This window comes from Sutcliffiella halmapala (assembly GCF_002019665.1).
In the GTDB taxonomy this organism is placed as follows: domain Bacteria; phylum Bacillota; class Bacilli; order Bacillales; family Bacillaceae_I; genus Sutcliffiella_A; species Sutcliffiella_A halmapala.
The window spans coordinates 3,145,671-3,157,992 of sequence record NZ_KV917375.1; the positions used below are offsets into that span (position 1 = coordinate 3,145,671).

Below are 12,322 nucleotides of genomic sequence, written 5' to 3' on the forward strand. Positions count from 1 at the left end.
GTGCTCTTATTTTTATTAATGCATCGGGAAGTAAATCATTTGAATTAAAAAGATAACCGCAAAAACATAAATGAGCGGGTGTACTTCTTTCCACTTTCCAGTTACTACTTTCATAATAGGGTAAGTGATAAACCCTACAGCAATACCTGTTGCGATACTAGATGTTAATGGCATTGTTAGGATAATTGCAAACGCTGGGAATGCATCATCAAAATTTCGCCATTGAATTTTCGCCAGGCCTTCCATCATAAAACAGCCTACAATAATAAGGATTGGTGCGGTAATTGCAGGTAGCAAAGCAATCGCTGCAATCGCTGGAGATAAAAACATCGATACTAAAAACAACGCCGCAACCACTACAGACGTTAGACCAGTACGCCCACCTGCTGCAACCCCTGCTGATGATTCAATGTATGCACAAGAAGGACTTGTACCAAATGCAGCACCTGCAGTAGTAGCAAATGCATCTGAAAGTGTCGCCGGTTTAGTCCGCTCGAGCTTTCCTTCTTTCATAAATCCACCTTGCTCAGATACCCCCACAAGTGTCCCTGTTGAATCAAAGATTGTCACTAAAATAAATGCGAAAACAACTGTATATAATCCATTCGAAAACACACCACTAACCGCTTCTGTAATGTTTATTAGAGTTGGTGCTGGCGGCATTGATATAAATCCATCAAACTGTAATAATCCTAAAAAGAATCCAGCAATCGCAGTAGCGATCATACCAAGAAATAATGCGCCGGTCACCCTCTTGGCCATTAAAATCAAGGTAAGCAATAAACCACCAATTGCTAGTGCTGTTACTGGTTCTGTCAGATTCCCCAAAGTGATCATGGTCTCATCGTTTGGTTGTACAATGCCTGCCATTTTCAAACCAAGAAAAGCAATAAATAGCCCAATACCAGCTGTAATCCCAAATTTTAACGGAGCAGGAATAGCTTCGATAAGGACTTTACGTAAATTGGTTAAACTCAATACAATAATAACAAGACCAGCTAAAAACACTGTGCCAAGTACCGCTTGATACGTTAAGCCCTGACTTGCTACCACCGTCGTAAAATAAGCGTTCAGTCCCATTCCAGGAGCAACAGCAATAGGGTATTTCGCAAACAATCCCATAGTTAATGTTCCAATGACAGCAGCTATAATAGTTGCCATAAATACTTGATTAAAAGGTATTCCTGCTGCGGAAAGAATCGCAGGATTGACAATTATGATATATACCATTGTTAAGAAGGTTGTAAAACCTGCTAACACTTCCGTCTTCATTGTTGTTCCAAATTGTTTAAGCTTAAAATAATTCTCAATCACTATAAAATCCCCCAAAAAACGAATATAAAATTTAAACCTTTATAATAATATTCGTTCTTCATGTAAAATACAAGTTTATTTTTAAATAAATCAACAGAATACCACTATTTTCACGAATCATTTTTCTTAGAACCAACCTCCCTGCCCACTCATTCATTTATTACCTTTCAACTAGAAAATACATTTTACTTTGTTTTCATCTATCTTCTTCTGGGTATACAAAAATTAAATAACTAAATCGCAAATAAACAATCCATTGCCACTCTTTTACAAAGATACCACTATTTTTTCTGATATATCTAAATTTTCTAAAAATAACACTTCACAAACTAGAGAAAATATCAGATAATAGGAAAAAGGATGAGGGAAATTATATTCACCACATCCTTTCATGATTTACCCGTTAAACGAAACTAAAATTGCTTACAGGGGGTAGAAATTATGAATAAACATTTTGCTTTTCAACCTGAACAGTCTGTAACTAATATCCAAAGTTTAGATATGACGAAAGAGGAAAAAATGGCACAAGTCATTGTAGACGCCTCTGTACTTCAATATCATAAAAAGCGGTTAATGAACGAAATAGATCGAGCATTAACTTCAGGTAATAAGGATAAGTTTCATCATCTATCTACACAATATAATCAATTGTTAGAGCAATTCGCTCACGTTCATTAAAAAAGAAGCGGAATAATATTCCGCTTCTACTTGATTATTAGGACGACTCATCGGTTTGTTCTTTTTCTCTCTCTTTTCGGCAGCATGAGCATTTTTTCTCTTGGCCATTTTTCTCTTGCTTGTACAAATAGGCCAAAACCCCAATAATCATGAAAGAAAAGACCCCTGATGAAGACTCTTGAATAAACAGCTCTTGGGCATACACCTCAAAAACCCTTAACCAAATCTCAAACACAATTTCCATTACACTATCCCCTTTCAGACGGAATCCGACAGACACCATATCCCAGTAGAACTAAGATGAAAGGAGTTACTTTTTGTGTGGCAATGGAGGCAACAATCACTTTTGTGTGAATATTCTGTGTTTAATTATATCTTACCGCACATGTTATTTTTTTCCTATCCTACTTGATGCATATTTTTGTAGGACTTCTCTCGTAAACATGTATACATTTCAAGGTGGCAACACCATTACTAGGTACCTTGCAACACCACTACATACCTATTACACCGAATAACGATAAAATCCCCATCATTTATTTTACAGTCACTGTTCCACGATAGATAAAGAAAAGAGCAATTACCATCAGCATAATTCCAATAACTCGCTGACTATTCAAAGCAATTTTTGCGGTTCCAAATAAGCCAAAATGGTCAATCAAGATACTGACAATCATCTGCCCCACTATTAGTGAAATAATCGTCAACGCCACACCAATTTTCGGAATCGCTATGATTACAAAAGTAACAAAACAAGCCCCAAGGAATCCCCCAACCAATTGCCACTTCGGTACACTTGGAAGCTGAAGTAGATTTCCTTTCCCAAAAAAAGCAGTTAACAATAACAAAAACACCGTCCCAATAAAAAAAGATACGAATGAAGCTTCTAAACTACCTATCCTTTTTCCAAGCTGACTGTTAATTGGCGCTTGAATCCCACCAAGAATACCTCCCAAAAACGCAATTAGTACAAACCAGATTTTTATCATTTACATACTCCTCTCAAACACAACAACTGCTGTTACATATACTACATTTATCTGAATATTCCTTTGGACAGGACAAAAAAACTCGCTTATACTAGTTAAAAATGCGATTTGATAGCTTTACTATTATATAAACAACGAAAAGGAGTCATTTATGGAACATTTAATCAACCAACACGTTCGCGGAATTGAAATTTCAGGAATACGTAAATTTTTCAATCTCGTTGCTCAATATGAAGACGTTATTTCCCTAACAATTGGACAGCCAGATTTCCCAACACCTACGCATGTAAAGACTGCTGGAATTCAAGCCATTCAAGATAATCAAACAAGCTATACCCACAATGCTGGAATACCTGAATTACGAAAGGCCGCTGCCTCCTTTGTAGAAAAGAAATATGGTCTGAACTATAACCCAGACTCAGAGATCATCGTTTCCACCGGAGCAAGTCAAGGTATTGATATAACTTTTCGAACCATTTTAGAGCCAGGTACAGAAGTGATTCTACCAGGACCAGTTTATCCAGGTTATGAACCTATTATAAAATTATGTGGGGCTACTCCTGTCTATGTCGATACAAGAGAAACAGATTTTTTACTTAATGCAGAATTACTAGAAAAACACATTACAGAAAAAACCCGCTGTATTGTTCTGCCATACCCTTCTAACCCGACAGGCGCAACATTATCAAAAGATGAATTACATAAAGTTGCTACTCTATTAGAAGATAAAAATATATTTGTTATGTCAGATGAAATTTATAGTGAATTGGTTTTTAACGGCGAACATTCTTCTATCGCTACATTACCAGGCATGAAGAAAAAAACAATAGTCATCAACGGTGTCTCTAAATCACACTCAATGACAGGCTGGAGAATCGGATTGGTTTTCGGACCAGAGTATCTCATGAAGCAAATGTTAAAAGTCCATCAATATAACGTTTCCTGTGCAACGTCCATCTCGCAATACGCAGCCCTCGAAGCATTGACTATCGGGAGCAATGATGCAGAACCAATGAAAGTGCAGTACCAAGAAAGAATGGAATACGTGTATGAACGATTAGTCAAATTGGGATTAGAAGTAGTGAAGCCAAATGGAGCTTTCTATCTATTCCCCTCCATTAAAAAATACAATCTTTCATCGTTCGACTTTGCTTTGAAAATGGTGGAAGAAGCCGGTGTCGCTGTTGTTCCGGGGAGTGCTTTTTCTCCACTCGGTGAAGGATATGTAAGGATTTCTTACGCATATACGATGGAAACCTTAGAGCTAGCGATGGATCGGATGGAGGCGTTTTTAGAGACGATATAGTTTTTTTGTGAGGTACCAAGCTCTATTGATGGGGGCTTGGTGTTTTTTTTAATTGGAGGGAACGATTGCAATTTGATCGTTCCCTCTATTTCGTGGTTTTCGGTTTTGAGGGCACGATCAGGCTTTGATCGTTACCCCTATTTCGCGTTTTTCGGTTTTGAGGGCACGATCAGGCTTTGATCGTTACCTCTATTTCGTGGTTTTCGGTTTTGAGGGCACGATCAGGCTACGATCGTTCCCTCTATTTCGTGGTTTTCGGTTTTGAGGGCACGATCACGCTACGATCGTTCCCTCTATTTCGTGGTTTTCGGTTTTGAGGGAACGATCAGGCTTTGATCGTTCCCTCTATTTCAAGTTTTCCGGTTTTGAGGGCACGATCACGCTCTCATCGTTCCCTCTATTTCGTGGTTTTCGGTTTTGAGGGCACGATTACGCTACGATCGTTCCCTCTATTTCGGGTTTGTCAGTTTTGAGGGCACGATCACGCTCTCATCGTTCCCTCTATTTCGTGGTTTTCGGTTTTGAGGGCACGATCACGCTACGATCGTTCCCTCTATTTCGTGTTTGCCAGTTTTGAGGGCACGATCACGCTCCGATCGTTCCCTCTATTTCAAGTTTTCCGGTTTTGAGGGCACGATCACGCTCTGATTGTTCCCTCTATTTCGTGTTTTCTTCCATTTAATCGGTAATCACACTTGATTAAGTATCTAATACTTATTTCTCTCATTCTTATACATTAAATCATTTTCCGATAACAATACTGACAAGCTTGAATTTGATTTTGGTAATAAAAATCCAGTAAAATGGAATTTAATCTTTTTCCACATAGTAAGAAGAAGTACCAGATTCTATTAATTTATAGTTACTTATTAGAATTTTACGTATTGATTTGTTACTTACTATTCCGTTACACCACTCATAAATTTTCCGAGTAATTATTTTACTATCCGGAAACAATTGCGTAAATTCTCTCACACTACGCAATACTGCAATTTGATAATCCTCCTTATTACCACAACCTTCACACATTAGATTTGTTCTAATCATGGCACTATAAAACCCCCTACAATTAAGACATATAACTCCTTTTTTCAATTTATCATACTCGTATTTCGGCAACCGACTATATGGAGACTCAGATAAATGTAAAGACAATAATTGCTCTGCCAACTCCCTAGACTCTTCATTTAATTCAGCTGATTTTTTTCGAAGCTTTGTACTAAAGCGATTTAATTGATTTGGGAAAATAATGGGTTGATTTAGAGGTGCCTGAAATAGTTGAAATTCGGGGTTTACGAAGATAACGTAGGATTCAATCGTAATATTAAACCCAAGGCTCTGTAGCAATTGTCGGAACAAAGATGCATTTCGTTTCAATTGAAGTAATGGATTCTTAATTTCTGTCTTTGATAAGGAGTACCACCTATCACCACTGATAAAAAAATCACCTTCATAGTTCTTTACTTCGAAAAAATAAACCGTGTTTGAAGAAATTACTAAGGAATCAATTTGAAAGAGCGTATTGTTAATTTCGAATAATAGATCATTTAAAACAATATAGTCATCTGATAAATTTTCCAACCACTGATCAAATTTCAGCTCCCCTTTAAATCCTTTTTCAAGGTTACCATAGTAAGTTTTCTCCTTTTCCCCTAAACTCATCCGAGCATTTAATGATCTCATAATTGTTAATTCGGATGATTCCAAACGATCCTTCATCAGCATCTCTCCTTTCTATTTCCACTTTTATCATATAACTTTCAGATAATTATAACAACTCTTCCGAGAATGAAATTTTGATATTTTCTCCCTACCTCTTTACACATAAATTCAAATAAAAATCAAAAAAGACCCCACCGATGCGAAGCGACGAGGTCTGGACACTAAATCGACAGCAATATTTTACATTGCAAATAAAAACAGTAGAAATCAGCTACCTTTCTTCCTTTTTCCCCAACCATTCTTCTACTTGTTTAGTCATCTCTTTTTCTAATCCGCTTATATTTCCGGAATCTCTTATTGCCTTATTCACGTACTTTCTTGGAAACATTTCCTTGATGGAAGTAACATGATAGTAGCCATCATCTGGTTCCATATACTCGAGAATTGTATAATCATTTTCTTCTTTCTTTAATGAGAGATATACAGGATATGACCCTCCAGATCTAGGGTATGCACCAGTTGTTCGATTGTAGCCATTGTAGAGTGAATACATATATACGTGTATGATGCCGTCCTTTTCTTCTGTACCATATATTTTATGTACTTCAAATTGTTTTTCTGTTTCACCAAACCTTGTTTTATTGTGATTTATTATAAATTCTGTAATAGCAACATCCATCTCATCAGGAATTTCTTTACTTTGAATAGAATAAGAATATCCTACTAGAAAAATTACTACAAAAATAACTAGAACAAAATAGCCTTTTCTCAAAAAATAGCAGCCTCCTTTTCTATTATTTTCTATGTTGTAGTACTTAAATCCTTTTTTACAAAAAAAGCACCTTACCTCAAATAGAGATAAGGTACGAAATGCTATTTTAGTTTAAGGCTTCTTCCACATTAATGACCCCATGGCCATAATTAAAGGCAGACCCTAAATTTGTTGCTGTTTCCCTTAATTTTTGTCTTACTTCTACATTTGTTAAATTGGGATACTTCGCCAGTATCAGTGCTGCGGCTCCCGCTACATGTGGCGACGCCATCGACGTTCCGTTTAATGAGCCATATTGATTTCCTGGTAAGGTACTATTGATATTAACTCCTGGTGCCATAAGTTCCAACTCATTACCTACACTTGAAAAGGATGCCCGATTATTATTAGCATCTACCGCCCCCACAGCAATAACTGAATCATATCTTGCTGGATAGCCAATAGTATTAATTAAGCCGAAGAAAGAGCCGCTGTTCCCTGCTGCCGCCACGACTACAATTCCGCTATTGTACGCATTATCACTTGCTTGCTTTAATGTGGAAGAACCCGTACTACCACCTAAGCTCATATTGATAACATCCATCTCATTATCAATTGCCCATTCAATTCCCTGGGCAATTCCACTTAAAGTCCCACTCCCACTGCTACTTAACACTTTAACCGCATATAACTCGACATCATAGGAAACTCCTAACACACCAACATTATTATTCAATGCAGCAATCGTACCTGCGACATGGGTTCCGTGACCATTTCCGTCTGTTAACGCATCCGCTTCACCTGAAACAAAGCTTGCTCCACCAGCAACCCGAAGGTCCTCATGACTCGAATCAATTCCTGTATCTAACACCGCTACCTTTACTCCGGTACCTATTACATTTTGAGAGTGAGCTACATCTGCTTTAATGTGAGGAATACCATAAGGGACTGTCTGTGCGTCGATTTTATATTCAATATCTTCTTCAACGTATTCAATTAACGGATTCTTTTCTAATGCCGCAACAGCTACTTCTGGTAAGGATACTTGTAAAACCTCCATATGTTTATATTGGTGATTGACCGTCCCTCCTAGTGTTGTTACAAGTTGATTAGTTTGTTTAGAAACAGGATTTTTAAACCCAATCAAATAGTCTTTAAATAAGGGAGTTACTTTCGAACTTGAACTTGCCTCCGCTGGTGTAAAAGAAAACGAGAGCACTAACGCAATTGCTACTAGCATAGAGAAAATCTTACTGACTTTTTTCATATGTAGATCATCCTCTCAAGTTTTTTTCGAACAATTAAATCATTCGAACACTTATGATGCTAGCATAGGGCTGGCGAGATTGTTATTGGGAAAGTACCTGAAAGAATCATCTCTAATAGCTTATTCCCCTAAACCATTTTCCCAATGGTTTATCATGGTAAATCCGTATGACTTTTTTATTAGTTACATGTAATTTTCGAATTATTTTGTTGGATAAAACACATCAACCATTCCTATGTACGGTGCTGTATGAACTATAGCACCAACTTACTTAGTTATTTTTTCACTTGAAAATGAAAAATCCATCCTATATGGCAGTTAATTTTGATAAGGAGGGATTTCTTTCAAGTAGAATTCACCACTTTAAAAAACTCAAAAAAAACACCGAAGAATAGTCTCCGGCGTCTTTCTTTTTAGATAAACCCTAGTGATCGAATAAACACTAACAATATTGCAACTGGGATAACGTATCTCATAAGATAGTACCACGTTTTAAAAAGGGATTTTTTCACGGTAGAGCCTTGGAAAAATTCGTCCTCTAGGATATCTTTAGGGATTCTGTATCCTACAAAAATTGAAATTAATAACGATCCAAGGGGCAAACCTATATTACTTACGATAAAATCTAGCGAATCAAATATATTACGACCAAATATAGCAATATCTGAGAGAACACCAAACGACAGAGCCGATGGAATTCCGATTATAAAGATAATGAGACCGATAATCCAAGATACTTTCTTCCGCTTTTCTTGGTTATCCTTCACAATAACCGCCACAATTATTTCTAAAATAGAAAAAGCTGAGGTAAGAGTGGCAAACAGTAAAAGGACTAAGAACAATGCTAAGAAAATCGCACCAAATGGTAGCTGATCAAAAACTGCTGGTAAGATCACAAACACGAGTCCTGGTCCTTCATCTGGCTGTAATCCTAATGCAAAAACTGCTGGAAAAATGACTAGACCTGATAGAAAAGATATGAAAATATTTAGACCTACTACAGAGCCTGCTGATCTAATTAAGTTTTCTTTTTTTGATAAGTAAGAACTATACGTGACCATTATGGATATCCCAACACTTAAGGAGAATAAGGCCATTCCCAACGCCGTTAGAAATGTATTTGTCGTAATAAGCGATAAGTTCGGCTTTAAAAGGAAAAGAACTCCCTCTAATGCGCCTTCTAATGTGATAGACCTCACTAGTAACACAAGAAAAAGGATAAATAGTAATGGCATTAATATTTTGCTTGCTTTTTCAAGTCCACTTTGGACCCCTAATTGAACAACATAGATGGTGATTAATATAAAAATAAATTGTGCAATTAGCACTTGATAGGAACTAGATATTGTCTGTTCAAAAAGCCCAGAATATTCAGCTAAGGTGAAATTACTGAGGCTACCTGTCAAGCTTTTTCCAAGATAGGCGACAATCCATCCTCCAACCACGCTATAAAAGGATAAAAGAATGAAGGATGTTATCACCCCTAAAACTCCTATGTAATGCCACTTTGAATTTTTAGCTAAGTCTTTGTACGACCTAATGGCATCTTTTTGTGTCGATCGTCCAATAATGAATTCTGCCAATAACATCGGTGCTCCGATAAGCAAGGTAAAAAGTAAAAATATAAGAAAAAAGATTCCGCCTCCGTTGGTTCCAGCCATATATGGGAATTTCCATATTGCACCAAGACCAATAGCTGAACCTGCTGCAGCTAATATAAAGCCAATTTTTGAAGACCATTGCTCATGCTGTTTCATTATTATAAACTCCTATTTCTAAAGATTAGTCTATTATGATACTATCCCCTATGTAATTTGTATAGGGAATATTCTGTAAAAACCATGAAAAGGATTGATTATTTTGGGGTGTTTTTAAAATAATTTATCCAACTTAATTAACCACTTAAGTGTAAAATCTTGGTCGAAACCTTTTTCCTAGCAGGATTCCTTGTTAATAGACTCCCGTGTATCATTAATTATAATTCTCTTATATGCTGATAACATGTAAGGATTAGCATTTTTATATCACAATAATATTTTGTTATTTGACTCTTATTTATTTTGTATTGTTCAGTTACATTTTAATAAAAGTATTTTCCAACAGATCAATGAATAATCATCATTTCCCAACTGGAGTATAGAGGATAATCGAGTAAGTCTATCATGAAAATTTGGTGGCCTCTTTGAACACCCTGATGATTTCCGTGCCAGGCGTTCGCTTTCCGCGGGCGGCCTCGGGAGCATTCCCGCAGGAGTCTCACGCCTTGCACTACAATCATCAGGGGGAACGGGTCAACTAAGACATTCAACTTAACCGAAATAAGTCATATTTTCATCAGCTATGGTGCAAATTTGGTTATCATGGGTAGCTATCTTGAAATCGATAATTAGTTTAGTAAAGTTTTTATAGAAAGTTTACTCTTTATGAAAGCGTACTTCAAAGGTCGTTCCTACATTTACTTCGCTTTTCACGCTTAATAAGCCTTGATGGTTTTTAATGATGTTAAAAGTTATCATGAGCCCTAAACCTGTACCTGTGGTCTTAGTTGTGAAAAATGGCTCCCCTAAACGTGCTATTACTTCTTCAGGTATCCCTTTTCCTTCGTCTCTAATACTGATTACTACTTCATCATCGACATCTTTTGTTTCAATGAAGATTATGCCACCTTCACTCATTGCTTCTATTCCATTCTTAATTAAATTGATAAACACCTGCTTTACTTGATTATCATCACACTTTACAAAAGGATTATCCGCTTCTAATTTCATATCAAACCAAACATTATTCATGATGGCTTGCGTTTCGAGGAGAGTTGTCACATCTTTAAGTAAAGAGTCTAGAGCCACATTTTGTACACGCACTTGATGAGGCTTTGCTAACAAGAGCAGTTCACTTAGAATCAATTCTATTCTACTGAGTTCCGACTCAATGATATGGAAATATTCTTGCTTTTGGTCGATTTCTCGTTCTAACAATTTGAAAAATCCTTTAATTGCGGTTAACGGATTTCTTATTTCATGGGCAATACCAGCAGCTAATTGGCCTGCAACCGATAGCTTTTCCGACTGCAACATGACTGCTTCTGCTTGCTTTCTTTCTGTGATATCACGAATGATGACCTGCAGGGCTTCTTTACCGAGATAGGTAGTGGGGATCCCAATTAGTTCGGTATAAAGTTTATGATTCTTCATGGTCGTCCATTCTTGTTCAAAAGTAGGAAGCTTGTTTCCATTCTGATGAGAATGAACTACTGACCAAATATGCTGGAAATCCTCTTTATCTATATTTTTATAAATACTTTGCCCAATTAACTCTCCATAACTGTCTACTTCGAGCATTTTCACTCCAGAATCATTTATAAAGGTCCATTTTTCATCACAAATTACCCCTATTGTATCAATAGAATTTTGCACAAGCTTGCGAAATCGTTCTCTACTGTTTTGTAAAATCTTATGGAAATTTTTCCGATGTGAAATATCCATAAGCATGATAAAAGAAGCAGATTTCCCCTTATACATTGTTTGGTTAGAAGTGATTTCCACTTCAATTATTCTACCGTCCAAGCGATACCATCTTTGTTCCATTAGCCCGACTCGAAAACCTTGTTGGACAGATTTAATCCGTTGTTGAACGATTTCGTGATAATTCTCGTCTATATAATCATAAACTGAGGTATTGATTAATTGATTTTTATCGTAAGCACCAAGCATACTCATTCCAGCTTCATTTACATATTTAATAATTCCATCCACTGTAATGAATAGTCCATTTGCAAGATGTTCTATTAAGTCATAAGCTGAATAGTCTTGTTCGGTTTCTTGAACATAACTCTGCTTTTCTATATGATATGTATCTTCGTTTGTATCTTGTATATTCATTTTAATATTGGTTTGCTGTGGTGATAGTTTTCCAATATCTGAGGTTTGAGTGAGTTGTAATACTATTTCTTTTGGACATTGCTGGACAGGATCTTGTATTTCGGACAAGGTAGCTTCCATCCACACAAAATCACTATCTTTTGTTTTCATTCGAAAAAAACAATGGGCCTGATGGGAGGGTTTGTAAATCAAACTCCCTATTAAGTAGAGGTCTTCCGCGTGTATCCATTCCTCTAGTTGAGTTTCCACTATTTCGGTATTTTGGTAACCTAATAATGATTCACAGGAAGAAGAGGTATAGAGTATGTTTCCGGTCGGAGAAATAATAATGATAAGATGAATTTTGGAAATCGATTCTACAGATTGATTTTCTCTATTTTTCATCAAAGAATGAGGTTTTTCCAACATTCTTCCTCCCTTCTAATTCTATCAATTTATATATAAGGAGATTCTATAAGTGAAATTATTTCCAACATT

The 12,322-nt window shown here is 36.5% G+C and carries 10 protein-coding genes; 2 read left to right on the forward strand and 8 right to left on the reverse strand.

What is annotated here, in order from left to right; translation table 11 throughout:
• Positions 1 to 15: 15 nt before the first annotated feature.
• A complete protein-coding gene (locus tag BK580_RS15560; protein WP_078381228.1) occupies positions 16 to 1,314 on the reverse strand; it encodes an NCS2 family permease in 1,299 nt (432 codons plus the stop codon).
• 441 nt (positions 1,315 to 1,755) lie between these two features.
• Between BK580_RS15560 and BK580_RS15565 the strand changes: the two genes are divergently transcribed.
• Positions 1,756 to 1,992 carry an IDEAL domain-containing protein gene (locus tag BK580_RS15565; protein WP_078381229.1) on the forward strand — a complete coding sequence of 79 codons (237 nt, stop codon included), beginning with the start codon at positions 1,756 to 1,758 and terminating at the stop codon, positions 1,990 to 1,992.
• Positions 1,993 to 2,029: 37 nt separating this feature from the next.
• Here BK580_RS15565 and BK580_RS15570 read toward each other — a convergent pair whose 3' ends face one another.
• Together BK580_RS15570 and BK580_RS15575 are read right to left on the reverse strand one after the other, a co-directional pair.
• Positions 2,030 to 2,236, reverse strand: a complete 207-nt coding sequence (locus tag BK580_RS15570; protein WP_078381230.1) for a hypothetical protein — start codon at positions 2,234 to 2,236, stop codon at positions 2,030 to 2,032.
• Positions 2,237 to 2,528: 292 nt separating this feature from the next.
• Positions 2,529 to 2,981: a DMT family transporter gene (locus tag BK580_RS15575; protein ID WP_235864054.1), complete on the reverse strand. Its 453-nt coding sequence runs from the start codon at positions 2,979 to 2,981 to the stop codon at positions 2,529 to 2,531.
• A gap of 151 nt (positions 2,982 to 3,132) precedes the next feature.
• Between BK580_RS15575 and BK580_RS15580 the strand changes: the two genes are divergently transcribed.
• Entirely contained in the window at positions 3,133 to 4,287 is a 1,155-nt protein-coding gene (locus tag BK580_RS15580) for an aminotransferase A (RefSeq protein WP_078381231.1), read from the forward strand.
• A gap of 810 nt (positions 4,288 to 5,097) precedes the next feature.
• On the opposite strand, the gene BK580_RS15585 is transcribed toward BK580_RS15580, so the two are convergent.
• The 5 genes from BK580_RS15585 to BK580_RS15605 form a co-directional block, all read right to left on the reverse strand.
• On the reverse strand, positions 5,098 to 6,006 hold the full coding sequence (locus BK580_RS15585) for a nuclease-related domain-containing protein (RefSeq protein ID WP_235864055.1): 909 nt from the start codon (positions 6,004 to 6,006) through the stop codon (positions 5,098 to 5,100).
• A 214-nt stretch (positions 6,007 to 6,220) separates the two neighbouring features.
• Positions 6,221 to 6,721 carry a hypothetical protein gene (locus tag BK580_RS15590; RefSeq protein ID WP_078381233.1) on the reverse strand — a complete coding sequence of 167 codons (501 nt, stop codon included), beginning with the start codon at positions 6,719 to 6,721 and terminating at the stop codon, positions 6,221 to 6,223.
• Between the two features lie 106 nt (positions 6,722 to 6,827).
• On the reverse strand, positions 6,828 to 7,967 hold the full coding sequence (locus tag BK580_RS15595; protein WP_078381234.1) for a S8 family peptidase: 1,140 nt from the start codon (positions 7,965 to 7,967) through the stop codon (positions 6,828 to 6,830).
• A 413-nt stretch (positions 7,968 to 8,380) separates the two neighbouring features.
• Complete coding sequence (locus tag BK580_RS15600) at positions 8,381 to 9,724, reverse strand: sodium-dependent transporter (RefSeq protein WP_078381235.1); 1,344 nt, start codon at positions 9,722 to 9,724, stop codon at positions 8,381 to 8,383.
• 657 nt (positions 9,725 to 10,381) lie between these two features.
• The gene (locus tag BK580_RS15605) at positions 10,382 to 12,253 is read right to left on the reverse strand and encodes a PAS domain S-box protein (protein WP_078381236.1); all 1,872 of its coding nucleotides are present in this window, start codon (positions 12,251 to 12,253) and stop codon (positions 10,382 to 10,384) included.
• Positions 12,254 to 12,322: the final 69 nt, after the last annotated feature.